This is a genomic window from Rhodococcus sp. SJ-3 (assembly GCF_051918125.1).
GTDB lineage: Bacteria > Actinomycetota > Actinomycetes > Mycobacteriales > Mycobacteriaceae > Rhodococcus.
This window is the reverse complement of the sequence record NZ_CM123306.1, coordinates 4,726,191-4,751,221: the sequence shown is the minus strand read 5'-3', so window position 1 is coordinate 4,751,221 and position 25,031 is coordinate 4,726,191. Positions and strand designations below refer to the sequence as shown.

The window sequence follows — 25,031 nt, the reverse complement described above, 5'->3', positions numbered from 1 at the left end:
ACGTTCATCGCTGGTGCTTCACGGTGTGCTCATGAGTGTTCGTGCCTGTTCTTCTCAGAGTTCGATGTCACTGTTGGTGTCCCGTCGTCGAGGTTGCTGTGCGACCTCTCCTCCATGGACCCGACCAGCTGATCCAGCGCTGAGATATCCGGACCTCCGGACACCTTCAGTGCTCTGCCGAATGCTCGACGCCGAACGGCCAGATCCAGACACTCCGCGGTGGGATGCATCCACGCACCTCGCCCGGGAAGCCTGCGCCCCGGATCGGGTACGACGACGAAACCTTCCGGCTTCGAGCCTCGCGCCACGATCCTCAGCAGTTCGGCAGCCAGCGTTCGCTGCCGACATCCGACGCACGTGCGCACCGGACGGGTGCGCTCAGGGCCGATGGAGGGCAGGTCATGCTGAACCATCGACCACTGTACCGCTGTTTTGCCCGAAATCCCGCATTCCACTTTCACCTGCCTGTCGGGGGATCGCCTGCGCCGTCGACTTCGAGGGGCGCGGCGTCGCTGCGGATGTCGATTCGCCATCCCGTCAGGCGTGCTGCGAGACGCGCGTTTTGCCCTTCCTTGCCGATCGCGAGTGACAACTGGAAATCGGGCACGACCACCCGTGCAGCGCGCGCATCCGGGTCCACGACCGTGACGGAAACCACCTTCGACGGCGACAGTGCGTTGCCGACGAACTTCGCGGGATCCTCGTCGAAGTCGATGATGTCGATCTTCTCTTCACCGAGTTCGCGCATCACATTGCGCACCCGCTGACCCATGGGCCCGATGCACGCGCCCTTCGCGTTGAGCCCGGGTACGACCGAGTGCACCGCGATCTTCGATCGGTGCCCGGACTCCCTCGCGACCGCGACGATCTCGACGGACTCGTCGGCGATCTCGGGAACTTCGAGAGCGAACAGCCGGCGAACCAGATTGGGGTGGGTGCGCGACAACGTGATCTGCGGTCCACGCTGACCGCGCGAGACCCCGACGACATAGCACTTGATCCGGTCGCCGTGCTCGTAGCTCTCCCCCGGCACCTGCTCGGCCGGTGGAATCAGCCCCTCGGTGGCGCTGGTGTCGCCACCGATCTTGACCACCACCATGCCGCGAGCGTTGGCACGGGAGTCGCGCTGGACGACGCCACTGACGATCTCGCCCTCGTGGGTGGAGAACTCGCCGAACCGCTGTTCGTGTTCCGCGTCGCGGATACGCTGCATGATCACCTGCCGGGCGGTCGTCGCCGCGATCCGCCCGAAGTTCTCCGGGGTATCGTCCCATTCGGCGATGATGTTGCCGTCCTCGTCGCGCTCTTCGGCGAGCACCTGAATCGCTCCGGTCTTGACGTCGACCACGACGCGGGCGTGCGGTTGGTGTCCGTCGACATGCCGGTACGCGGTGAGCAAGGCCGTCTCGAGCGTTTCGATGAGCTCGTCGAACGGAATGTTCTTCTCCGACTCCAGCATCCGCAGAGCCGCAATTTCGATATTCACTTGTCCATCCTCAGTTCGTTGCTTTCGGTGCCGTCGTCCACCGTGTTCTCGTCGTCAGTGGCGTCTTCGCCGACCGCGTTCTCGTCGATCTCGCCGGCCTGCACCCGCCCGTCCGGGAGTCCACCGGCCAATTCCAGTTCCCGCGCGTTGGGGGGTGAGAACTCGATCTCGACCACTGCCTTTTGCACGTCGGACAGCGACAACGACCGAATGAACGGGCCTTGCTTGTCGGACACCACCACCCGAATGGTGTCGCCGACGAGCTCGCCGATCCGGGCGACGAACGTCTCGGCGGCCGTCTCGATCCGAGCCTTGCGCCCCTGTGCGCGTCTCCAATGCCGAGCGAGTGTGAGCGGCCTTCCGATGCCCGGACTCGTCACTTCGAGGACGTAAGGGGACTCCCCGAAATCGGAGACGGAATCGAACGCATCGGACACCAGGCGGCTCAGGCGTGCTGCCTCGTCGAGTCCGAGCCCCGAGTCGCTGTCGACCATCAGGCGAACAGTGCTGTGCTTTCCGGCGGCGGTCACGACCACGTCCTCGAGGTCGTAGCCCTCGTTGTCGAGAAGATCCGTGACGAGCTCGACGATCCTCTCCGGGGGTGGCACAGGCATGGTGAGCGGGCTCCTCGTTCAGTTGTGATCGCAGCGGACAGCGGCCGGACGGACGGCCGGCAGATATCCAGCCTAACGTGCATTTCGCCGCTCCGTGACCAGCCCGGGGTCGATATCCGTCACACCCGGCTGGCAGGATGGTCCGGTGCCGATGCCAGTGACGCGATCCGCGATGCCCCGACGAACCCTGTTGCGCTGGTGCGCGGCTGCGGCGGGAGGACTCTCGATGGCGGCTGCCACCGGGTGCGGAACCACCGACGACAGTGAGAACGAACCGGATCCGCTCTTCGCCCAGGCCGCACGTGCCCGCGCCGACGCGTCGACTGCGACCGCCCTGGTTGCTCTCACCCCCGACCTCGCCGAACCACTGACCACGATCAGTTCCGAACGCACTGCGCACGCCGACGCGCTCGAAGCCGAGATCGCTCGCGCGGCAGGTGCCACGACGAGCTACACCCCTCCACCGTCCACGACCTCCACGATCGGCGAAACGCCCACGGTCGAGTTGCTGCGCGAACGCCTGGGACAGTCGCAGCGCGGCGCAGCCGACACCGGTCGTACACTGCAGGGATACCGTGCTGGCATGCTCGCGTCCATCAGTGCCGCGTGCGCCGTCCAGACGGCGGTGTTGCTGCCGTGACCTCCCCCGAGCTCGGCTCCGAGCAGCAATCCTTGGTCGATGCCCTGGCGGCAGAACACTCCGCTGTCTTCGGATACGGCATCGTGTCTGCATTCGCGGACCCTGCGCGCGCCGACGACGTGGCGAACGACACCGCTGCGCACCGTGCTCGCCGTGATGCCACGAGCGATGCACTGATCGCTGTCGGTGTCGAACCGCCGGTCGCGGCACCCGGATACACGGTCCCGTTTCCAGTCGTCGACGCTGCCGGTGCCGCACAGCTCGCGCTGCAGATCGAGAGCGACACCGCCGTCGCCTGGCGCTCGGTGGCCGAGCGAGCACGGAGCGAACCGACTCGAACGACCGCGATCGAGGCGCTCACCGACACAGCCCTACGTGCCGCGCGGTGGCGAACGCACCTCGGCATCATCCCGGCAACGGTGCCGTTTCCCGGCAGGCCCTGAGAATCCGATCGAACGCGCCGGCCGGTTATCGTTCCGACCCGAGGATCTCGGCGATCCGGCGGAACAGCTGATCTGCGGGGTGTGCTTTCGGCACGATGTCGGACTCGTTCATGAAGACGACGACGGTCGCCCCCGACTCGGGATTGTGGAACAGGGCCGCAGTGAAACCGAGACCCTCACCGTTGTGTCCCCACCACCCCGCCGTTTCGCCGATTCCGAGAGCGTAGATGTCGTACGGCGGGCCCTCATCGAGTGGCGCACCTTCTTGCCGCTCGGCTTGGGTTTCCGGCTGCAGCAACGTACCGGTCGCGAGGACCTCACCCCACACTCGACCATCGTCGAGAGTACTGATCATCGACCCGGCGGGGCCGAAGATGGACAGGTTGTCGGGCTGTTCCTCGAGTTCTCCTGCTCCCTGCGCGTATCCGACCGGATGCGGATCGGCCCACAGGGAGGCGTCGACGACGTACGCGGTGTTCGTCAATCCGAGCGGTCCGAGGATCCGTTCGTCCAGTACGTCGGCGAACTGTCGCCCCGTCACCTTTTCGACGACCGCGCCCAGCAGATTGGTGTTGGCGTTGGTGTAGACCTTCTCAGCACCGGGCGCGAACTGCGCGGGTTGCCCCAGCACGAAGCCGTTCAATTCGTCGAGCGTGAAGATCTTCGAAGGATCCTCGGAGAACACCTCGACGAATCGCTCGCCGGTGTAGTCGGCGTTGCCGCTGGACATCCCGGCGAGTTCTCTGAGGGTGATCGTGTCACCGCCCGTGACACCGCCGACATACCGGCCGATCGTGTCGTCCAGGCCGATCACTCCCTCGTCCACCAACTGGAGGATGAGGGTGACGGTGTACGACTTGGTGATACTCCGCAATGGCCAGGTCATTTCGGTGGTGACGGCAACGTCGTCCTCGATGTCGGCCGCGCCGACCACCGCTGTCCACGCGCCTTCGTCCGGAAGCCACACTCCGACTGCAGCGCCGGGCACCCCGTATTCGGTCACCGTCCGATCCAGCGCGTCCTGCAGCGCCGTCCGGAGCGGATCGGCGAGTGAGTCCTCCGGCGCAACCGGACGGGTGACCGAGGCCGGCGGAGCATCCGTGTGTGCAGCAGGCGGGGACGTCGAGCACGCTACGGAGAGCACGACGATGGTCATCGCGGAAACGAAATTCATCAGCGGGCGCGAGATTCGCGGCGGGTAATGCAGGTCGATGGTCATGTGACATCACCCGGTTCGTGTAGTCCACTCGAGCACTGGGACAACAAGCGCGCATTCAGCATGACGCTCCCGCGAGGTTCGTACAGGCGGTTCGCCCCATCGAACTCGCCGTTGCGGTGTGCAGTACACGCCGCAGACGACAGCAGCACATCCCCGAAGGGTCGGGCCGACGTCGTTTGCCCCGTTGTACGCGCACCGACGCACTAGACTGCGAGATTGCGTGACCCTCTGTACAGCAAATGGGAGCACACCATGAAATCAGTCGACCCATACCTGAATTTCAATGGAAACACCGAAGAGGCATTCACCTTCTATCAATCCGTTTTCGGCGGCGAACTACGCCTGGCCCGCTTCAGCGACATGGATACCGGCGACATGGAACTGACCGAGGAACAGATGAACGGCGTCGCACATGTCGCCCTCCCGATGGGCGACAGAATGCTCATGGGGTCCGATGTCCCCGAGACAATGGGCACCGTCACTGTCGGAACCAACTTCGCTATCTCGATCGATGCCGAGAGCGCCGAGGAAGCCGACCGCGTATTCGAAGGGCTGTCTGCGGGCGGTGAGGTGTCCATGCCACTGGGGCAGGTGGAATGGGCCGAGCGCTTCGGTATGTGCACCGACAAATACGGAGTGCAGTGGATGATCGGCTACACCGGGGACGTGGTCTTCGGCGCACCCTGATCATTCGGCGTGCCGCCGGTCGATGCCCGCCGCCGTCAGTCGACGACCAGTGCCATTGCGAAACCGTCCCAGCCCTTCGAACCCACCGTCTGGAGCGCAGTCGCGTCGAGGCGCGGCTCGGCGGCGAACAGAGCGAGGACGTCGCGTGATGCGCGGACCCGTTCGTCGTCGTGATCAGGATCTGCGATCGCACCGCCGCGCACGATGTTGTCGACGATGATGACGCTGCCCGGTCGAGTGAGCCGCAGTGCCTCTCGCACGTAGTTCGAGTTGTTCTCCTTGTCCGCATCGATGAACACAAGATCGAATGGGCCCTCGATCTGCGGCAACGACTCCAGCGCCGGTCCGATACGGATGTCGACGACTCCGCCGACGCCGGCATGGTCCAGGTTCGCGCGGGCAACCTCGGCGTGGCGGGGCTCGAATTCGAGTGTGACCACCCGTCCTTCGTCACCGACGGCACGGGCGAGCCACGTCGTGCTGTATCCGCCCAGGGTGCCGATCTCGAGAATTGCCCGCGCACCCATCGCTCGCGCGAGCAGGTGCAGGAACTTGCCCTGCATGCGCGAGACGTCGATGGCGGGCAGGCCTGCGTCGGCGTTCGCTACGAGAGCGGCCTCTGTGGCACGGTCGTTGCCGATGAGGAGTTCGGAGAGATAGGTGTCTGTGCGTTCCCAGTCAGAAGCCATGAACACAGTCTCCCCTGCAGCCCCCTCATCGGCAGCCGTCCGGCCTCAGCGGCGGGTCGCTGCGAGAACTTCGCTCACCGCGTCATCGACCGGCACCTCCCGGGCCTCTCCGGTGAAACGGTCGCGCAATTCGACATGTCCGTCAGCAAAACCACGGCCGACCACGACGACGAGCGGCATTCCGAGCAATTCGGAGTCCTTGAACTTCACACCGGGAGATGCCTTGCGGTCGTCGAACAACAGATCGACACCGGCATCGGAGAGTTCCTGCGCGAGTGCTTCCGCACCCGCGCGGGCTGCCTCGTCCTTGTTCGCGATTACGAGATGCACGTCGAACGGTGCGATTTCCGCGGGCCAGCGCAAACCTTTGTCGTCGTGCTGCTGCTCGGCGACCACGGCAACGAGTCGTGAGACACCGATTCCGTAGGAGCCCATGGTGGGGCGCACCGGCTTGCCGTTCTCACCGAGAACGTTCACCTCGAATGCGTCGGTGTACTTGCGGCCGAGTTGGAAAACGTGGCCGATCTCGATGCCACGGGCGGCAACGAGCGGGCCCGCACCGTCGGGCGACGGGTCGCCGTCGCGCACTTCGGCCGCCTCGATCGTGCCGTCCGCCGTGAAGTCGCGGCCTGCAACGAGTCCGAACACGTGCTTCCCGTGCTCGTCTGCGCCGGTAATCCAGGAGGTGCCGTCGACCACGCGGGGGTCGACGAGATAACGCACCCCGTTGGCCTGCAGGGCCTTGGGACCGATATAGCCCTTGACGAGGTACGGGTTCGCGGCGAAGTCGGCTTCGTCGAGCAGCGCGAATTCGGCCGGTTCCAGAGACGCCTCGAGACGCTTGTCGTCGATCTCACGGTCGCCGGGGACACCGATACCGAGCAGTTCCCACTCGCCACCGGGCTGCCGGACCTTCACGAGAATGTTCTTGAGCGTCTCGGAGGCAGCTACCTCGCGGCCGAGGATCTGCGAGGAGGCCGTGACAAGGGTGTCGATCGTGGGAGTGTCCGGGGTGTCGTGGACGATCGCGTCGGGCTGGCCCTCGACCGGAATGGGTGCCGGTGCCAGCGTCTTCACGGCCTCGACGTTCGCCGCGTAACCGGATTCGACGCACCGCACATAGGTGTCCTCGCCCGCGGGCGAGTCGGCGAGGAACTCCTCGGACGCGCTCCCACCCATTGCACCGGACGTCGCAGACACGATCACGTACTTCACACCGAGACGCGCGAAGATCCGTTCGTAGGCGTCGCGGTGGGCACGGTACGACTCTGCGAGCCCTTCGTCGGTGAGGTCGAAGCTGTACGAATCCTTCATCGTGAACTCACGGCCACGCAGGATGCCGGCACGCGGTCGTTCCTCGTCGCGGTACTTGGTCTGGATCTGGTACAGAGTGACCGGGAAGTCCTTGTACGAGTTGTATTCGCCCTTGACGGTGAGCGCGAACATCTCTTCGTGAGTGGGTCCGAGGAGGTAATCACCGCCCTTACGGTCCTCGAGACGGAAGAGTGCGTCGCCGTACTCGGTCCAGCGATTCGTGGTTTCGTAGGGATCACGCGGCAGGAGCGCAGGCAAAGAGATCTCTTGCGCGCCGAAGCTGTTCATCTCTTCGCGGACGACCCGTTCCACCTGCCGCAGCACTTTCAGGCCCAGCGGCAGCCATGAGTACACACCTGGCGCGACGCGCCGGACGTAGCCGGCGCGGACGAGCAACTTGTGGCTGGCGACCTCGGCGTCTGCGGGGTCGTCGCGGAGCGTGCGGAGGAACAGGTGCGACATGCGGGTGATCACGATCGGTCAGCCTACCTCGCGACCCGTTCCGCCCGATCGGTACGGTTGTCGTTTGTGCTGGTACTTCTCCCCCCGTCCGAGACGAAGTCCGAGGGCGGCGACGGCGCCCCACTCGATCTCGGGGACCTGTCGATGCCGCCACTGACCGAGACACGCGAACTCCTCGTACATGCCCTCGTCGACCTCGCAGCAGATCCGGAGGCGTCGGCCCGGGCCCTCGGATTGGGTGCCACTCAGTTCGACGAGGTCGAGCGGAACGCAAAACTGTGGGTCTCCCCGACCACGCCCGCACTCTTCCGCTACACGGGAGTGTTGTTCGACGCGCTCGACGCCGGTGCCTTCACCAGGACACAGCGTGACAAGGCCTATCGGCGACTGGGCATCGGGTCCGCACTCTTCGGGGCGATCCGTGCCGCCGATCCGGTGCCCGCCTACCGGCTGTCGGGCGGATCGAAACTGCCCGGTTTCGGGACACTCGCGGCACTGTGGCGACCGGAGTTGTCCGACGCGATCGTCGCGGAGGCGGACGGGGATCTCGTGGTCGATCTGCGGTCGGGCATCTATCAGCAGCTCGGTCCGATACCCGGTGCCGTGACGGCCACAGTGCTCACCGAACAACCCAACGGCACCCGCAAGGTGGTCAGCCACTTCAACAAGCACCACAAGGGACTGCTTGCCCGAGCTCTGGTGCTCACGCGCGCCGAGCCGACGGATATCAAGGGTGTGGCACGGGTTGCATCGAAGGCCGGGTTGCGGGTCGAGGTCGCGTCGCCGACCGAATTGATCGTCTTGACCTGACGCGCAGCGACCCCGCTCCTGGAGGGGCGGGGTCGCGTATGTGCCGAGATCTCAGATCGTCTGGGCTGCCTTCTCGGCTTCCTGTGCCTGTGCGACCTGTTCAGGAGTGAACCGGATGAACAGCGCCGCGATACCCGCGATGACCGCGCACACCGCGCAGCCGAAGAGAGCGAACAGGTAGCCCTCTCCTTGGGCCGCGAGCTGCGCGTCGGTCATAGCGGTGACCGGGCCGGATGTGCCGCCGAGCGACAACGCCCTCGACGTCGCGAGCGAACCGATGATGCCGAGCCCCACGGGACCTCCGAGCGTCTGGGCGACCTGCGCGATCGCCGACAGTGGCCCGATCTCGTGCGAGCCCACACCGGCGATCGCGCACAACGGCAGCGGCACCGAAGAGAGCCCGACACCGAACCCGACGACGAGCACGAGGATGAACAGGGTCGGAAAGTACGCGACGTCCTGACTCATCCCCGACCCGTACACCAGGCTCACAGCCACGATGGCCGTGCCCGTGACGACCAGCCAGCGCGGCTGGATCCGCGCAACCAGTTTCGACGCCACCGCAGCCGCCCCACCGAGCCCGAAGGCGAACGGAACGAACGCGAGGCCGGCCTGAAGCGGGGTGTAGCCGAGCACGTCCTGCACGAACAGGGCAACGAATGCGGCAAGACTGAACATCACCGCGCCCGCGAAGAAAATCGATACGAACACCGCAACACGGTCCTTGTTGCGGAACAACACGAACGGCAGAAGCGGATTCTCGGCGCGACGCTCGACCAGCAGGAATGCTCCGAGCAGCACGACACCGGCAACGAGTGCGCCGATCACCGCGTAACTTCCCCACCCCAAGCTGGGCCCCTCGGTCAAGGCGAACACCAGCCCTGTGCATCCCAGCGTCGCGAGAATCGCCCCGGGTATGTCGAGGGCGAGCCGCTCACCCGCGGTCTCCCGGAGCGAGACCACCGCGAGCACCACGATGAGCACACCGATCGGCACGTTGATCAGGAAGATCCATCGCCACGACACCTGGGTGAGCGCGCCTCCGAGGATCAGACCCGCGATGGATCCGACACCTGTCATCGCCGCGAACACCGCGATCGCCCGGTTGCGCGCGGGGCCCGCCGCGAATGTCGTCGCCACCAGTGCAAGAGCGGTGGGTGATGCGACCGCTGCGCCCACACCCTGCAGGGCTCGCGAGCCGATGAGCATCACGTCGTTGCTCGCGATGCCGCACAACAGCGAAGCGAGTGTGAAGATCGAGACGCCGGCGATGAACATCTTCTTGCGACCGTAACTGTCGCCGAGGCGACCGCCGAGCAGCATCAGGCCACCGAAGGCCAGTGCGTACGCGGTGAGGACCCAGTTGCGACCGGAGTCGGACATTCCGAATTCGGACTGCAACGGTGCGAGCGCGAGGTTCGCGACGGTGCCGTCGAGCACAACCATGAGCTGGAGTCCGCTCAGGACGAGCATCGCGATGGCGACCGCGCGGGTGGTCATCTGTCTCGACGTATCGGTCACGTCACGCACCTTCCGTCGTGAATCCGGCAACCGGGCCTATCACGATGATCGCGGGCGGGCGGATGTCCTCCTCGTCGACGCGTGCAGCGACTGTCGCGAGGTCGGCGCGTAGAACTCGCTGGCTTCGCAGAGTTCCTTCCTGCACAACCGCCACTGGGGTGTCGGAGGGACGTCCCCCGGCGATGAGGGCGTCGGCGAACTGCTCGATGCGCGCGACGGCCATCAGCAGCACGAGGGTTCCCCGAAGCTTCGCGAGCGCGCCCCAATCGGTCAGCGAATCCGGATGACCGGGTGCGACATGACCGCTGACCACCACGAACTCGTGGGTCACCCCGCGGTGGGTGACGGGGATTCCCGCGGCGGACGGCACCGAGATCGCGCTGGTGATACCCGGCACGACCGTTACCGGCACACCTGCCTCTGCACACGCTTCGAGTTCTTCGAAACCGCGACCGAACACGTACGGATCGCCGCCCTTGAGCCGCACCACGAACTTCCCGGCCTTCGCGCGGTCGACGAGGGTGGCATTGATGGCCTGCTGCGCCATCGCCCGTCCGTAGGGCAGCTTCGCGGCGTCGATCACCTCGACGTGCGGGGCGAGTTCGGCGAGGAGCGGCTGCGGCGCCAGATGGTCGGCGACAACGACATCGGCCTGCGCGAGCAGTCGACGGCCGCGGACGGTGATCAGGTCCGGGTCGCCAGGCCCACCTCCGACGAGCGCCACACCGACCGGTTTGTCCCCGGGGTCGGAGATCCCGAGGACTCCCGAACCTGCGAGTGCATCGAGAATCGAAGTGCGCACGGAGGCGGAACGCCGGTGATCGCCTCCCGCCAACACACCGATGGCCAGTCCGTCGTGCTGTGCCGTTGCCGGCGTCACTGCACTTCCCTCGCGCGCATTGTCGGCGCGAACACAGAACACCCTGCGCCGTTCGGCTTCCTCGACGATCGCGGCGTTGGTGCCGGGTTCGTCGGTGCACGCCATTGCGTACCACGCGCCGTCGAGGTCACCGTCGACATAGTCACGGAGTTCGAGGGTGATCCGGCCCTTTGCCGCGAAGCTCTCGATCACCGGCGTCGCGGCGCGCGCCACCACGTGGATGTCCGCACCCGACGAGGCGAGCAGCCCGAGTCTGCGCTGGGCAACGGAACCACCTCCCACCACGACGACGCGGCGTCCGGACAGATTCAGGCCGACGAGATAATTCGTCTCGTCGGCGTTCTCGGTTGGCACTCGGTGGTCCCCACTTTCCGGTCCGATGTGAACACAGGCCGGTCCGCTCCCCACTGGGTGCGGACCGGCCTGTGACGATGTATGCGAGGGTCAGACAGCAGCAGCTTCAACCGGAGCCGTCGGCACCGGGTCGGATGCAACGTCGAGCTCGAGAGACTTGGTGCTCCAGTCCCACATCTGCTCGAACAGGGCCGGGTTGTCGGACAGTTTGACACCCAGCGAGGGCACCATTTCCTTCAGCTTCGACTGCCATCCCGCCCACAGCTGCGGGAAGCACCGCTCGAGTACATCGAGCATCGCGGGGACGGCGGTGGACGCTCCGGGCGACGCACCGAGGAGGCCCGCGATAGTCCCGTCGGCAGCGTTGACCACTGCGGTACCGAATTCGAGTACCCCGCCCGCACCCTTACGTCGGATGACCTGCACCCGCTGACCGGCGACGATGAGCTCCCAGTCCTCGAGGCGGGCTTCCGGGGCGAACTCGGACAGTGTCACGATGCGGTCGGCGGGCGACTGGCTGAGCTCGCTGACGAGGTACTTGACGAGACCGAGCTCCGTCATGCCCACGCCGAGCATCGACATGAGGTTGTTCGGCTTGACCGACTTGGGCAGGTCCATCACGCCGCCCTGCTTGAGGAACTTCGGTGACCAGCCGGCGTACGGGCCGAAGAGCAAGCCCTGCTCACCGTTGATCACGCGGGTGTCGAGGTGGGGCACCGACATGGGGGGCGCGCCGACAGCGGCCTTACCGTAGACCTTGGCGCTGTGCCGTGCGATGACGTCGGGGTTGGTGCAACGCAGGAAGGCACCCGACACCGGGAATCCGCCGAAGCCCTTGGCTTCGGCTATACCCGACTTCTGAAGCAGGTGCAGCGCCCCGCCACCCGCACCGACGAACACGAACTTTGCGTGAACCTTGCGGGTGTCCCCGGTCCGGCGATTGCGAACCTTGACGATCCAGCTGCCGTCGGACTGCTTGGAGAGGTTGGTGACCTCGTGACCGAAGAACACCGTGCCACCGGATGCGGCAACGTTGTTCACGAGTTGCTTGGTGAGTGCACCGAAATCGACGTCGGTGCCGGTCTCGGTCCAGTTCAGTGCGACCGGTTCGGAGAAGTCGCGGCCCTCGGCCATGAGCGGCAGGCGCTCGGAGAACCATTCGGGGCTCTCGGAGTACTCCATGCCCGCGAACAGCGGATGTCCGGCGAGAGCGTCGTAGCGGGCGCGCAGGTACTTCACGTTGTCGGCGCCGTGCACGAAGCTGACATGCGGAATCGGGTTGATGAAGTTCTTCGGGTCCGACAGGATTCCCTTGTCGATCGCGTAAGCCCAGAACTGGCGCGAAACCTGGAACTGCTCGTTGACGTTGATCGCTTTGGTGATGTCGACCGAGCCGTCGGGTTTGGCAGGGGTGTAGTTGAGCTCACACAGGGCGGAGTGCCCGGTACCGGCGTTGTTCCACGGGTCGCTGCTCTCCGCGGCAGCGGCGTCGAGCCGCTCGAACGCCGTGATGGACCACTCCGGCTGCAGCTGACGCAGCAGCGCTCCGAGGGTCGCGCTCATAATGCCCGCGCCTACGAGCACTACATCGGTCTTCGCCTCTACGTTCTCTGACACTGGGAAATCGACTTCCTTGTCTGTTCGCACGCGCCGCCGCGGTGGTGGTCCGCCCGCGTGAGTGTCCCGTACACGGACATGGACGCTCTCGTACACCGAGATCACCACGATCGTGCCGACTGCGACGAACAGGTTACCCGGATGTTGACCGGCGTTTCACTTCACCCAATTGTGTACCCACTTCCGCCTGCCTCGGTCACCAATACAGTGTGATAGTGACAACTTGGCAGCCCGACATTCTCGGCGACGGATACCAGCAGCTCAGTCTACCTCTGGGCACCGACCCGGACGGGGAAGGCCAGATCAGTGCGACACTCGTCCGGTACCAGCCGGACGACGTCGATCTCCCCGATCGTGCGGTTCTCTACGTCCACGGTTTCACCGACTACTTCTTCCAGCAGCACCTGGCCGAGCACTTCGCCGCACAGGGATATCGATTCTACGCCCTGGACCTGCGCAAATGCGGTCGTTCGCGCGGGCAAGGGCACACCCCCCACTTCGTCACCGATCTGAGGTTCTACGATTCCGAACTCGATCAGGCCTTGCGTCTCGTGCGTGAGGAGACCGGTGGTGTCGAGACGATCGCGAATGTCCTACTCGCCGCCCACTCCACCGGCGGTCTCGTGCTTCCGCTGTGGCTCGACCGTCTCGAGCGGGGCCCTGGCGGGGCTCGCGGAGCCGGAGTGATGGGGCTGATTCTCAACAGTCCGTGGTTCGACCTGCAGGGGCCGTCCTACCTGCGCAATGTCGGCACGGCAGCGATCGACCTCATCGGGCGGCTCCGCCCCAAAGACGCGATACCCGGGCCGAAGCTCGACACCTACGGGGCGAGTCTGCAGCAGGGCGGCTGGACCTATGACCTCGACTGGAAGCCGCTGACCGGGTTTCCGATCAGGTTCGGATGGATCCGCGCAGTCCGACAGGGGCATGCGCAGCTGCACCACGGCCTCGATATCGGAGTGCCCTCGCTCATCCTGCGTTCGGGTAAGAGCGGTTCGGCACCGAAGTACGACCCGGCGATCGACACCGTCGACGCCGTGCTCGACGTCCGGCAGATCGCCCGGTGGGCGGGGTGCCTCGGCAACCGCACGACGATCGTGCCCATCGACGGTGCTCGCCACGATGTGTTCCTTTCCACACCCGGGCCCCTGGGTGAGGCGTTCCGGGAATTGGACTTGTGGCTGGAATGGTTGGACGGTCACAGGACCGGCAACGAGACCGGCGCTCGGGCAGACGTCGCCCGGCAACGAACCACGGGAGAGCATGCGTGACCCACTACGACCTCGCGATCATCGGCACCGGATCGGGTAACTCGCTCATCGACGAACGCTACGACGACAAGCGCGTCGCGCTCCTCGAAGAGGGCACATTCGGCGGCACCTGTCTCAATGTCGGGTGCATCCCGACCAAGATGTACGTCTACGCCGCCGAGGTTGCACGGACTGTGCGCACCGCAGGCAAGTACGGCATCGATGCCTCGATCGACGGCGTGCGGTGGAACGACATCGTCGATCGCGTGTTCGGGCGCATCGATCCGATCGCTGCGGGCGGCGAGCGCTACCGCCGTGAGGACTGCGACAACGTCACCGTGTACGGCGGGCATGCCCGGTTCACCGGTGAGCGCACGATCGACACGGGAACCGGCGAGGCCATCACGGCCGACCAGGTGGTCGTGGCCGCGGGCTCACGGGCGGCGGTCCCCCGCAACGTTCTCGACAGCGGCGTGCGTTACTACACGAGCGACAACATCATGCGTCTGTCGAAGCTCCCCGAATCGTTGGTGATTCTCGGTACCGGATTCATTGCCATGGAGTTTGCGCATGTGTTCTCGGCACTCGGTACCCGAGTGTCGGTGATCGCGCGCAGCGGCGCACTGCTGCGTCATCTCGACACCGAGGTGTCCGAGCGCTTCACGTCGCTGGCCCGCGAGAAGTGGGACGTGCATCTGACCGCTCCTGCACGCTGGTTCCGGCCCGTCGGCGACGGAGTCGAGGTGGAACTCGGAGACGGCACCGTGGTGTCCGGGGACGCACTGTTGGTAGCGACCGGCCGCGAGCCCAATGGGGACCTGCTCGATGTGGCGAAGGCAGGGATCGAACTGGACGACGAGGGCCGCATCGTCGTCGACGAGTTCCAGCGCACCACCGCGCGCGGCGTGTTCGCTCTCGGCGACGTGTCGTCGTCGTACCAGCTCAAGCATGTCGCAAACCACGAAGCCCGGGTCGTGCAGCACAACCTCCTCCACGATGCGTGGAGCGGCGACATATCCGGCCTGCGACGCTCGGATCACCGTTTCGTGCCAGCGGCGGTCTTCACCGATCCGCAGATCGCGACCGTCGGACTGACCGAGGAACAGGCCCGTTCCGAGGGGTACGACATCTCGGTCAAGGTCCAGAATTACGGGGATGTCGCGTATGGCTGGGCAATGGAGGACACCGAGGGCTTCTGCAAGCTGATCGCCGATCGGTCCACTGGACTACTGCTCGGGGCGCACATCATCGGGGCGCAGGCGTCGACCGTGATCCAGCCACTGATCCAGGCGATGAGCTTCGGGCTGACAGCACAGGAGATGGCTGCCGGTCAGTACTGGATCCATCCGGCACTGCCCGAGCTCGTCGAGAACGCCCTCCTCGGTCTCTGATCGGCTCGGTCTCGGACCCGGCCGGTGAACGCCACCTCCTCCCGGTTCTTTCGGAACCCGGGAGGTGGCGTCGTTTCGACTACCAGCTTCCGGTGCGCAGCGCGATCGCCGACGCGAAATCTGCGGGTGCGTGCGCCGGGATGTTCTCGACGCCGTCGAGTTCGACCACGCGGAACTCGCCGGTGACGTAACGCATCGAACCATCGGCCTCCGCCCGCCGCGCGGCGCTCCCGATCACGATGGTCGTCGGGACCTCCGCGGCCGGTGCCGACGCATCTCGCACGGTGCCCTCGGCGTCTTCGACAGCCGGGTGCCCGCGTTCGGCGACGACGAGACTCGCGAACCGGCCGAACCGGCCTGCCGCGACCGCCCACGCGAGTTCGGCGCCTGCTCCGCTGCCCACGAGATGCACCCACGGCAGAGTCAGGTCATCGAGTATCGCGAACACGTCGGCCGGGCCGAGACCGTCGATGTCGTCGACGACGATCGTACGAAGATCCGAGTTGTGCAGGCGCTCGCACACGACGTCGTACACCTGCGCAGACTCTCCCGCGTCGGGAAGCAACAGCACCGTATGCCGACTGTCGGGCCCCCCGACATGCACCCGAACGCTCCCCCCTGGGGCGCTCACCGTCCTGGTTTCCATGCGCGCAAACGCTACACGCCGGAGCATCCCACTTCCGGCATTGCACCCGCCCGACGCGGTTTCCTGATCGAGTGCACGAGTGCGGAGCAGACCGACATCACCTCGATCTCACATCGACCGACAGGGGCGGAACCTTCCCTGCCGGATCCTCTAGCTCGATTCGTGACGGACGCTCCACTCAGGGCAGAGTGAGGATCTCGCTACCGTTTTCGGTGACGACGAGCGTGTGCTCGAACTGGGCGCTCCACTTGCGATCCTTGGTGACCACGGTCCAGCCGTCGTCCCAGATCTCGTAGTCCGGGGTGCCGAGGTTGATCATCGGCTCGATGGTGAACACCATGCCCGGCTCGATGATCGTGTCGATGTCGGGACGATCGTAGTGCAGGATCACCAACCCGTTGTGGAATGTCTCGCCGATACCGTGGCCGGTGAAGTCGCGAACCACGCCGTATCCGAACCGGTTGGCATACGACTCGATGACCCGGCCGATGACGTTGAGCGCCCGGCCGGGCTTGACCGCCTTGATCGCGCGCATCGTCGCCTCACGCGTGCGCTCGACGAGCAGTCGCGCCTCCTCGGACACGTCTCCCGCCAGGAAGGTGGCGTTGGTGTCGCCATGCACACCGTGGATGTAGGCGGTCACGTCGATATTGACGATATCTCCGTCCTCGATCACGGTGGTGTCCGGAATTCCGTGGCAGATCACCTCGTTGAGCGACACGCACACCGACTTCGAGAACCCGCGGTACCCGAGGTCGGACGGGTAGGAGCCGTGATCGCACATGAATTCGTGTGCGATGCGGTCGATCTCATCGGTCGTCACGCCGGGGGCGACCGCCTTGCCTGCCTCGACGAGCGCCTGCGCCGCGATCTTCGATGCAACACGCATCTTCTCGATCGTCTCCGGAGTCTGCACCCACGGCTCGTTGCCTTCGTTCGCCGTGGGCTTCCAGACGTACTCAGGGCGCTCGATGGACTTGGGGACCTCGCGGATGGGGGTCGGGGTTCCTGGGACGAGCGGGGCACGGGTAGACATGCGTTCCAGGTTAGTCGCCCCCGACCCCGCCAGCGGCTCACGCCCCTCACACCCTCGCTCAGCGATCCACCGACCGTCTCTCGCCGATCACGACGTGCTTCCCTGCCGCAACAGGAACCGCTGCACCTTGCCGCTCGGAGTCTTGGGCAGGTGAGGAACGAAATGGACAACTCGAGGATAGGCGTGTGCCGCGAACTTCTTCTTCACGAGCCGCTGCAGGTCCGCTTCGAGTGCATCGTCGCCGTCGACACCGTCGCGGAGCACGACGAAGGCCTCGAGGACCTCACCGCGCAACTCGTCGGGTAGTCCGACGACCGCCGCCTCGACCACGTCCGGATGCATCACCAGCACGGATTCGACGTCGAAAGGTCCGATACGGTAACCGGCCATGATGATGACGTCGTCGTCGCGCGAGGAAAAGAAGTAGAAGCCGTTTTCGTCGATTTTGCCGGCATCGCCGGTCAGGTACCAGCGACCGTCATCGGTGAATCGGGTCGCAGTCTTGTCGGGTGCATCGACATATCCGGTGAACCACACCAGAGGGCTCTTCTCGACGTCGATCGCCACGCGGCCGAGCTCGCCGGGTGCGGCGATATCGTCGTTGTCGTCGCGCAACACCGCGCAGGTCCATCCCGGCAACGGCTTTCCCATCGATCGCTCCGGCACATCCTCGCGGAGGTCGTCGGCCCACGCATCGACGACGAACATGCCGTGCTCGGTCTGACCGTACTGATCGCGCACCACCACGCCGAGTTCCTCGCGCGACCAGGCCAGTACGTCGGGAGTAAGCGGCTCCCCCGCCGATGACGCCCGACGCAGGCGGATCCTGGTATGCGGAGCCGAGTCCGCTCGCAATGATCGATACACCGTCGGCGCTGCCGCGAAGTTGGTGACGCCGAACGTGTCGAGCACCTGCCAGGTGAGGGCCGGGGAGAACCCGGCGTGCAGCAGCAGGCTCCGCCGACCCGCGGCCAAGGGCCCGAGAAGTGCGTAGTACAACCCGTACGCCCAACCCGGATCTGCCGCGTTCCAGAACACATCGTCCTCACGGACGTCGAGACCGAATTCGAGGTAGGCGTGGAACGAGGCGAGGGCCTTGACCGGCACCGGCACGCCTTTGGGAGTGCCGGTGGTGCCCGACGTGAAGAGCTGGACGAGGCCTCCGTCGCCACCCACCGCCACCGCCTCACCTCGCGGATCGTGTGCGGAATGGGATTCGACGAGCTCGGCGAAGTCCAGACCGACACCGTCCCCGTCACCCGCGACGATCACCTGCCACGGGGCATCGTGAGGGATGTCGTCGCCGGGAGCGAGCTTGCCCACCTGATCACCGTCCGCGACAACGACCTTCGCGCCGCTCGCGCCGAGTCGGAAGGCGATGGCGGGCGACGCGAACGCAGTGAACAGCGGTACGTGCACGGCACCGCGACGCCAGATGCCGAGCAGCGCGACCACGAGGTCCGCGGACTTGCCCATCAGAGTGGCGACATGATCGCCCGGTTCCACACCGAGATCAGCAAGCGCCGCCGCGAATCGCGCCGACCGCTCGGACAGGTCGCCGTAGGTCAGGTCGACCGATCCGAGATCGGCGTCGATCACTGTGAAAGCCACCGCATCGGCCGGGTGGTCGTCGCACAACAAGTGGGCAGCGGTGGCGTCGGCTGTGTCGTAGCGGTCCAGAAGCTCCTGCACACGGGTTGCTGTGTCGGCCATCGGTCCGTCCTCTCGTCGCGCATCGGCATGGGCCCGGGCCCACTCGACCCTGGCACAATTTATGATTCCTGTCACAGAACCCTCCCGATACCCCCGGAAAGGGGTGGCCGACAGTGTCCACCACTGCCTCCTCCCTGCTTCGTCCCCGAGACGGCGACGCACTACGGAGCGAATTGCGCCGAACTGCCTCGCACGCACAGGTCCCCGTTGTCTTCGCCGGCGAGGTGAAGAACGGCCACCTGCACCTGAGCGAGTTTCTCGGCACGCGGACGAACGGTCTGTCGGGGGTCGTCGTACCGCCGCGCGCAGGACTCGGCGGCCGTGCACTCGACGAGGCGCGTCCGATAACCGTCGCCGATTACGGAAGCGCCTCGTCGATCACCCATCATTTCGACCGTCCGGTGCTCAGTGAGGGGTTGCGCTCGATCCTGGCGGTACCGGTGGTGGTCGGTGGCGCTGCCCGGGCCGTGTTGTACGGCGCGGTGCGCGAGCGAAGCCGCTTCGGCGATCGGGTCGTGAGCGCCTTCGTCCACGCCGCGACCAGGCTGGCGAGCGAGATCACCGTGCGCGACGAAGTGGATCGACGGGTCGCGATGCTCGGCTACCTCTGCTCCGACACGAAGAAACCGATCGCGGACACGGAGGTACGGGAGATCCACGCCGAGTTGCGCACGCTGGCTCAGAACGTCGACGACGCCGGACTCGGGCAGCAACTCAGGGCCTTGTCCGATCGTCTCGCGTCGACGCTCGTCGGCAAGTCGTCATCGGACACCGTGGTCACGCTGTCGACGCGTGAGACGGATGTCCTGTCCTACGTGGCGTTGGGTTGCACCAACGCCGAGATCGCCCGGCGCTTGGCGGTGGGCTCCGAGACCGTCAAGAGTTATCTGCGCAGCGCCATGAACAAACTGGATGTGCATTCCCGCCATGAAGCCGTGGTCGTCGCGAGAAAACTGGGTCTGCTGCCCTGACCGTGTTGCGGGTGCGGCTCACGCCCCGTCTTCCCGGTACTCGGGTGGCAGAGCAGCAAACATGTCGCGGGTGACGCCCACCGCGTTGTCCGAACTTCCACCGCGAACCACGAGCGTCGCGAAGGCGAGGTCGCCCCGATAGCCGACGAACCACGAGTGCGACCCACCCTCGACCTCGGCTTCGCCCGTCTTGCCGTAGACGTCGCCCTGATCACGGATCCGATCGGCGGTACCACTGGTGATGACCAGACGCATCATGCCCCGCAGTCCGTCGACCACCTCAGCGGAGATCGGCGGCGCCTCGCCCTCCCGGGCCGTCTCCCTCCCCTGGATGAGGTACGGGACCGGGGTACGACCGCTCGATACCGTCGCCGCGGCGAGCGCCATCCCGAACGGGCTGACGACCACCTTGCCCTGCCCGAATCCGTCCTCGGTGCGTTCGACGAGATCCTCTGCGGGCGGCACGGAGCCCGAGTCCGTCGGCATGCCCACGACGTCGTAGTCGACACCGATACCGAACTGGGCGGCGGCGACAGTGAGTGCATCGGGCTCCATCTCCGACGCGAGCTTGGCGTAGGTCGTGTTGCACGAGCGCGCGAACGCGGTGGCCATCGAGACGGTGCCGAGCGCGAACTCGTTGTAGTTGGGAACGCTGCGCTCGCCGATCGTGATCCGGCCTGGACACGGCACCATCGTCTCCGGGGTCGCGAGTCCGTTCGAAATCGCCGCACCCGAGGTGATGATCTTGAAGGTCGAGCCCGGCGGGTACTGGCCCATGAGCGCAACCGGGCCGTCCTTGTCGGCCGCCTGGTTCTGAGCAACGGCGAGCACGGCCCCGGTCGAGGCCTCGACGACGACCATCATCGCCTGTTCGACACGGCCATCGACCGCCGCTTGGGCAGCGACCTGGATCGGACGGTCGAGGCTGATCGAGAACGACGGCACCGGCTGCGGCGCAGTCTCCGTGAGGACACCGGTTTCGACGCCGTACTGGTTGACGAGCACCACGCTCCAGCCGGCAGTGCCGTCGACCTGGTCGATGACGGTCTTCTTGACCTGGCCGATCAGGTCGGGCGCGAAGGTGCGATCGGTCGTGACCATGTCCGCCTGCTCGGTGACGACAACACCGGGAATGGTCGCGAGCGCGTCGGCGACGAGTTCGTAATCATCCTCGCGAAGACGCACGACCGCACGCGGTCCGTCTGCTGCGGTGACGGACTCGGCGATCGACTGGGCAGTCAAGGACTGGTCGAACCGAGAGATCGCCGCCGACAGCGAGCGCGCCGCAGCCGGAATATCGGGGCTCCGGGACCCGTCGAACGCGATGCCGTACACGACGCCCGGCACGAGCACGTCGCTTCCTGCGTGCTCATTGACCCGCGCCCGCGGTGCAGGATCGCTCCTGAGGTACATCGTCTGACGATCGCCGAGCTGGGGGTGCACGGCGGATTTGGACCAGCGCACCACCCAGTCCTCGCCGCTGCGGCCCATGTGCAGTTGTCCGGTGTATTGCCACACTCGATCCTTGGGAAGGTGCCATTCGTAGCTGTAATCGACCACCGCGGAGTCACCGTCGAGCCGGGCTCCAGTAGTGGTTGCCGTGAGAGACTCCGCCTGCAGTCCGTCCCAGACCTCGACAAGCGAGCTCGCGGCATCATCGGGTCGGTCGGTGCGGGTGGCCGCCCCCTCGAAATCCTGCTCGGCGAAGGCGTTCAGGAACAGCTGGGCCGCCGGTTCCGGGCCCGCGGCGCGCGGGGTACAGGCTGCGACGAGCCCGAGGAGCATCAGCAGCGCCGTGACGGCGGCCGCGGATCTCCCCGCGGCACGGCACGACGGAGCGGATCGAGGTCTCATCGCCGCCATCGTAAGGGCTCGGGGCCCGGATTCGGCTCAGGCGCCACCTCAGTCCAGGAGCACCGTGGACAAGGTCGCAACCTGGCGGAACCCCGCTCGCGCGTAAGCGGCTCGCGCCCGGACGTTGAAACTGTTGACATACAGGCTCGGGAGACGACCGCTCGCAGTGACCGCAACGGCCACCGCGGCGGTGCCTGCGGTACCGAGGCCCTGCCCGCGCATTTCCGGCTCTACCCAGACACCCTGGATCTGCCCCACGGCCGACGACACCGAGCCGACCTCTGCTTTGAACACGACACGGCCGCCTTCGAATCTCGCCCACGCGCGTCCGGCGGCGATGAGACTCGCGACACGACGCCGGTAGCTTGCCCCCCCGTCACCTGCCCGCGGATCGACCCCGACCTCCTCGATGAACATGGAGATCGCCGCGGGCAGATACCGGTCGAGTTCCTCCGGCCGGACTCGCCGAACGCGCGAGTCGGGCTGGATGAGGGGTTCGCGGTCGAGCACGAGCAGCGGTTGCTCCGCACGCACCTCGCGCGGCGGTCCCCACGTCGATTCCAACAGCTCCCACATCGGCAGTGCGTACTCAGCGCGCCCCACCACCGAGGAGCACAGCCGGGGTCCGCGGGCGGCCCGCTCGGCGAAGGCGTGGATGTCATCCGGGTCGCCCAGGAGCGGAATCAGATTTGCGCCGGAGAAACACAGCGATTGGTCGGGACCGCCGCGGCTCCATATTTCCCCGCCGAACGAGCGGTGGTCGAGGCCGTACTCCTCCACACGCCCCGCCACCATGCACGACGCCACGGGGTCGCGGGCGAGCACCCGTTGCACCGCGGCCGTGTCGCGGCCTCCCAACGACCGGACACCAAGAAGCTTGAGCACTCGCTCACCACCCGTCGACAAGCCGATACGGAATCAGAGTGCCATGTGTCACGCCGTCGGGGAAATCATGTCCCGATCCACGGGTCCGAGTACGCCGCAGGCGTCTCGAACGCCCCATGCGTATCAGGAGATGGACACCGTCGGGGAGCCCGCTCCCGCGCCTTCCATCTCCTCCGCGATACGCATCGCTTCTTCGATGAGCGTTTCGACGATCTGAGCTTCGGGCACGGTCTTGATGACCTTGCCCTTGACGAAGATCTGGCCCTTTCCGTTTCCGGAGGCGACACCGAGGTCGGCTTCGCGGGCTTCGCCGGGACCGTTGACGACACAACCCATCACCGCGACACGCAGCGGGACCTCCATCCCTTCGAGTCCGGCGGTGACTTCGTCGGCGAGCTTGTAGACGTCGACCTGCGCGCGACCGCACGACGGGCACGAGACGATCTCGAGTTTGCGTGGCCTGAGGTTCAGCGACTGCAGGATCTGACCGCCGACCTTGATCTCCTCGGCGGGTGGGGCGGACAACGACACCCGGATCGTGTCGCCGATGCCCTGCGACAGCAACGCACCGAATGCGACAGCCGATTTGATGGTGCCCTGGAATGCCGGGCCCGCCTCGGTGACACCGAGGTGGAGTGGGTAGTCGGACTGGGCGGCGAGTTGCCGGTAGGCCTCGACCATGACGACGGGATCGTTGTGTTTGACGGAGATCTTGATGTCTCCGAAGCCGTGTTCCTCGAACAGGCCTGCCTCCCACATCGCCGATTCGACGAGGGCCTCGGGTGTTGCCTTGCCGTACTTGGCCATGATGCGTGGGTCGAGGGAACCCGCATTGACACCGATACGGATCGGGATACCCGCGTCGCCGGCCGCTTTGGCGACCTCCTTGACGCGGCCGTCGAACTCCTTGATGTTGCCCGGGTTGACGCGGACCGCCGCGCAGCCGGCGTCGATCGCCGCGAAGATGTAGCGCGGCTGGAAGTGGATGTCGGCGATGACCGGGATCTGACTCTTCTTCGCGATCGCGGACAGCGCATCGGCGTCTTCCTGGCGCGGGCACGCGACACGGACCATGTCGCATCCGGCAGCGGTGAGCTCTGCGATCTGCTGAAGGGTCGCGTTGATGTCGTGGGTCTTGGTGGTGCACATCGACTGCACCGAGATGGGATGGTCGCTTCCGACACCCACGCCACCGACCATGAGCTGCCGGGTCTTTCGCCTGGGCGCGAGGACGGCGGGGATCTCGGGCATGCCCAATCCGACGGGGCTGGTCACAGTTCGCCTTCTTTCGTAGCTACTGCGCGATTCTACCGGCGCAGGTCAGAACAGCTGGATGGGGTTGACGATGTCTGCTGTGAGAGTGAGCACCATGAACGCGCCGCCGATGACCACTGCGACATAGGTCAGTGGCAGCAGCTTCATGTAGTCGACGGGCGCGCCGACCGGGAGTCCGCGCAGATTACGGAACCAGTTGCGGATGCGCTCGTAGATCGCGACGGCCATGTGCCCGCCGTCGAGCGGCAGCAACGGCAGCAGATTGAACGCTCCGAGGAAGAAGTTCAGCTGCGCGAGCAGCAGCACGAACGACTCCCAGATTCCGCGTTCGGCGAACTGCCCACCGATGACACTGGCGCCGACGACACTCACGGGTGTGTCGATGGACCGTTCCCCACCCGTCACCGCGGTCCACAGGTCGGCGACCTTGCTCGGCAGCGACACCAGGGCTTCGGCGGTGCGCACCGCGAGGAAACCGGTGAACTCGAAGGTGGCCGGCACCGCCGACAGCGGGCTGTATTCGAGGACGGTCGGCTCGCCGCCGACACCGATCGCGCCGACCTCCCGCGAGACCGGCTCCGCGTCGGGCGCGCTGCTTTCGTACACCCAGCGCTGCACCTGCTGGATTGCGACCGGGAACGTGAGGGTCTCGTCGCCGCGCTCGACGGTGAACTCCGCGGTGCCCGTCAGTGCCTGCGTCTCCGTGACGAGATCACGGAAGGTCTCGACGGGGGTGCCGTCGACCGCCACGATCACATCGCCGACCTCGATGCCGGCCTGCTGAGCGGGACCGGTTCCCGAGCACTCGGCCGGCTCGTAATCCGGTGGCCCGGCCTGAGTCGGCGCTGCACAGTCCAGCGCCCCGACCACCGCGCGGTTGTCGGTGTTGGGAAGCCCTCCGGTCACCGCCAGCCCGTAGATGAGCACGATACCGAGGAGGAAGTTCATCGCGATGCCGCCGGACATGACGACCAGGCGTTTCCATGTCTTCTGCTTGTACATCGCGCGGTCGTGTTCGTCGGGCTCGAGTTCGTCGAGCGCGGTCATTCCCGCGATGTCGCAGAAGCCTCCGGCCGGGATCGCCTTGAGGCCGTACTCGGTCTCTCCGCGCCGGAAGGAGAACACACGGGGCCCGAAGCCGATGTAGTAGCGCCGGACCTTCATGCCGAGTTTCTGCGCGGTCCACATATGGCCGGCCTCGTGCAAGGCGATGGATACGGCGATGCCGAGGGCGAAGAGCACGACGCCCAGAACGAACAGCATGTGTGGCCGAT

The 25,031-nt window shown here is 65.9% G+C and carries 23 protein-coding genes; 7 read left to right on the top strand and 16 right to left on the bottom strand.

The genetic code is table 11. The features are described from left to right. Positions 1-29: 29 nt before the first annotated feature. Genes ACTDXD_RS22150 through rimP form a run of 3 tightly spaced genes read right to left on the bottom strand, consistent with a single transcriptional unit; the run spans position 30 to position 2,100 of the window. Positions 30-413 (bottom strand): YlxR family protein, encoded by a 384-nt coding sequence (locus tag ACTDXD_RS22150; RefSeq protein ID WP_440124361.1) that lies wholly within the window; start codon positions 411-413, stop codon positions 30-32. 44 nt (positions 414-457) lie between these two features. Next, positions 458-1,486, bottom strand: a complete 1,029-nt coding sequence (nusA, locus tag ACTDXD_RS22145) for a transcription termination factor NusA (RefSeq protein WP_440124360.1) — start codon at positions 1,484-1,486, stop codon at positions 458-460. Then, positions 1,483-2,100 carry a ribosome maturation factor RimP gene (gene rimP, locus ACTDXD_RS22140; RefSeq protein ID WP_440124359.1) on the bottom strand — a complete coding sequence of 206 codons (618 nt, stop codon included), beginning with the start codon at positions 2,098-2,100 and terminating at the stop codon, positions 1,483-1,485. The genes nusA and rimP overlap by 4 nt, the downstream gene beginning before the upstream one ends. Positions 2,101-2,251: 151 nt before the next feature. On the opposite strand from rimP, the gene ACTDXD_RS22135 reads away from it, so the two are divergent. Together ACTDXD_RS22135 and ACTDXD_RS22130 are read left to right on the top strand one after the other, a co-directional pair. After that, positions 2,252-2,740, top strand: coding sequence for a hypothetical protein (locus ACTDXD_RS22135; protein ID WP_440124358.1), 489 nt, complete (start codon positions 2,252-2,254; stop codon positions 2,738-2,740). Continuing rightward, positions 2,737-3,183, top strand: coding sequence for a ferritin-like domain-containing protein (locus ACTDXD_RS22130; protein WP_440124357.1), 447 nt, complete (start codon positions 2,737-2,739; stop codon positions 3,181-3,183). Before ACTDXD_RS22135 ends, ACTDXD_RS22130 begins: the two co-directional genes overlap by 4 nt. A gap of 25 nt (positions 3,184-3,208) precedes the next feature. Here ACTDXD_RS22130 and ACTDXD_RS22125 read toward each other — a convergent pair whose 3' ends face one another. Continuing rightward, positions 3,209-4,402, bottom strand: coding sequence for a serine hydrolase domain-containing protein (locus ACTDXD_RS22125; RefSeq protein WP_440124356.1), 1,194 nt, complete (start codon positions 4,400-4,402; stop codon positions 3,209-3,211). A gap of 252 nt (positions 4,403-4,654) precedes the next feature. Between ACTDXD_RS22125 and ACTDXD_RS22120 the strand changes: the two genes are divergently transcribed. Further along, positions 4,655-5,089, top strand: a complete 435-nt coding sequence (locus ACTDXD_RS22120; RefSeq protein WP_440124355.1) for a VOC family protein — start codon at positions 4,655-4,657, stop codon at positions 5,087-5,089. 35 nt (positions 5,090-5,124) lie between these two features. On the opposite strand, the gene ACTDXD_RS22115 is transcribed toward ACTDXD_RS22120, so the two are convergent. Further along, positions 5,125-5,778, bottom strand: a complete 654-nt coding sequence (locus ACTDXD_RS22115) for an O-methyltransferase (protein WP_440124354.1) — start codon at positions 5,776-5,778, stop codon at positions 5,125-5,127. 45 nt (positions 5,779-5,823) lie between these two features. Beyond that, positions 5,824-7,566, bottom strand: a complete 1,743-nt coding sequence (locus ACTDXD_RS22110) for a proline--tRNA ligase (RefSeq protein WP_440124353.1) — start codon at positions 7,564-7,566, stop codon at positions 5,824-5,826. Between the two features lie 54 nt (positions 7,567-7,620). Between ACTDXD_RS22110 and yaaA the strand changes: the two genes are divergently transcribed. After that, positions 7,621-8,364, top strand: coding sequence for a peroxide stress protein YaaA (gene yaaA, locus ACTDXD_RS22105; protein ID WP_440124352.1), 744 nt, complete (start codon positions 7,621-7,623; stop codon positions 8,362-8,364). 51 nt (positions 8,365-8,415) lie between these two features. Here yaaA and ACTDXD_RS22100 read toward each other — a convergent pair whose 3' ends face one another. From ACTDXD_RS22100 to mqo, 3 genes are all read right to left on the bottom strand, one after another. After that, positions 8,416-9,864 (bottom strand): MFS transporter, encoded by a 1,449-nt coding sequence (locus tag ACTDXD_RS22100; RefSeq protein ID WP_440127749.1) that lies wholly within the window; start codon positions 9,862-9,864, stop codon positions 8,416-8,418. Positions 9,865-9,886: 22 nt separating this feature from the next. Beyond that, entirely contained in the window at positions 9,887-11,119 is a 1,233-nt protein-coding gene (gene cobA, locus ACTDXD_RS22095; RefSeq protein ID WP_440124351.1) for a uroporphyrinogen-III C-methyltransferase, read from the bottom strand. 90 nt (positions 11,120-11,209) lie between these two features. Then, a complete protein-coding gene (gene mqo / locus ACTDXD_RS22090; protein ID WP_440124350.1) occupies positions 11,210-12,736 on the bottom strand; it encodes a malate dehydrogenase (quinone) in 1,527 nt (508 codons plus the stop codon). 215 nt (positions 12,737-12,951) lie between these two features. Between mqo and ACTDXD_RS22085 the strand changes: the two genes are divergently transcribed. Together ACTDXD_RS22085 and mtr are read left to right on the top strand one after the other, a co-directional pair. Then, complete coding sequence (locus tag ACTDXD_RS22085) at positions 12,952-14,007, top strand: alpha/beta hydrolase (RefSeq protein ID WP_440124349.1); 1,056 nt, start codon at positions 12,952-12,954, stop codon at positions 14,005-14,007. Further along, positions 14,004-15,377 (top strand): mycothione reductase, encoded by a 1,374-nt coding sequence (mtr, locus tag ACTDXD_RS22080; protein WP_440124348.1) that lies wholly within the window; start codon positions 14,004-14,006, stop codon positions 15,375-15,377. The genes ACTDXD_RS22085 and mtr overlap by 4 nt, the downstream gene beginning before the upstream one ends. Before the next feature lie 79 nt (positions 15,378-15,456). Here the strand turns inward: mtr and ACTDXD_RS22075 are convergent, their stop codons facing one another. The 3 genes from ACTDXD_RS22075 to ACTDXD_RS22065 all read right to left on the bottom strand — a co-directional run bounded on the left by ACTDXD_RS22075 (position 15,457) and on the right by ACTDXD_RS22065 (position 18,772). After that, positions 15,457-16,023: an alpha/beta fold hydrolase gene (locus ACTDXD_RS22075; RefSeq protein WP_440124347.1), complete on the bottom strand. Its 567-nt coding sequence runs from the start codon at positions 16,021-16,023 to the stop codon at positions 15,457-15,459. 178 nt (positions 16,024-16,201) lie between these two features. Further along, complete coding sequence (gene map, locus ACTDXD_RS22070; RefSeq protein WP_440124346.1) at positions 16,202-17,059, bottom strand: type I methionyl aminopeptidase; 858 nt, start codon at positions 17,057-17,059, stop codon at positions 16,202-16,204. Between the two features lie 87 nt (positions 17,060-17,146). After that, entirely contained in the window at positions 17,147-18,772 is a 1,626-nt protein-coding gene (locus tag ACTDXD_RS22065; RefSeq protein ID WP_440124345.1) for an AMP-binding protein, read from the bottom strand. Positions 18,773-18,885: 113 nt separating this feature from the next. On the opposite strand from ACTDXD_RS22065, the gene ACTDXD_RS22060 reads away from it, so the two are divergent. Next, positions 18,886-19,743 carry a LuxR C-terminal-related transcriptional regulator gene (locus ACTDXD_RS22060; RefSeq protein ID WP_440124344.1) on the top strand — a complete coding sequence of 286 codons (858 nt, stop codon included), beginning with the start codon at positions 18,886-18,888 and terminating at the stop codon, positions 19,741-19,743. Between the two features lie 18 nt (positions 19,744-19,761). Here the strand turns inward: ACTDXD_RS22060 and ACTDXD_RS22055 are convergent, their stop codons facing one another. The 4 genes from ACTDXD_RS22055 to ACTDXD_RS22040 all read right to left on the bottom strand — a co-directional run bounded on the left by ACTDXD_RS22055 (position 19,762) and on the right by ACTDXD_RS22040 (position 25,020). Continuing rightward, positions 19,762-21,528: a penicillin-binding transpeptidase domain-containing protein gene (locus tag ACTDXD_RS22055; protein ID WP_440127748.1), complete on the bottom strand. Its 1,767-nt coding sequence runs from the start codon at positions 21,526-21,528 to the stop codon at positions 19,762-19,764. Between the two features lie 117 nt (positions 21,529-21,645). Continuing rightward, complete coding sequence (locus ACTDXD_RS22050; protein WP_169688700.1) at positions 21,646-22,482, bottom strand: GNAT family N-acetyltransferase; 837 nt, start codon at positions 22,480-22,482, stop codon at positions 21,646-21,648. A 123-nt stretch (positions 22,483-22,605) separates the two neighbouring features. Continuing rightward, positions 22,606-23,757, bottom strand: coding sequence for a flavodoxin-dependent (E)-4-hydroxy-3-methylbut-2-enyl-diphosphate synthase (ispG, locus tag ACTDXD_RS22045; protein WP_169688699.1), 1,152 nt, complete (start codon positions 23,755-23,757; stop codon positions 22,606-22,608). A gap of 45 nt (positions 23,758-23,802) precedes the next feature. After that, on the bottom strand, positions 23,803-25,020 hold the full coding sequence (locus ACTDXD_RS22040; RefSeq protein ID WP_440124343.1) for a M50 family metallopeptidase: 1,218 nt from the start codon (positions 25,018-25,020) through the stop codon (positions 23,803-23,805). Between the last annotated feature and the right edge of the window lie 11 nt (positions 25,021-25,031).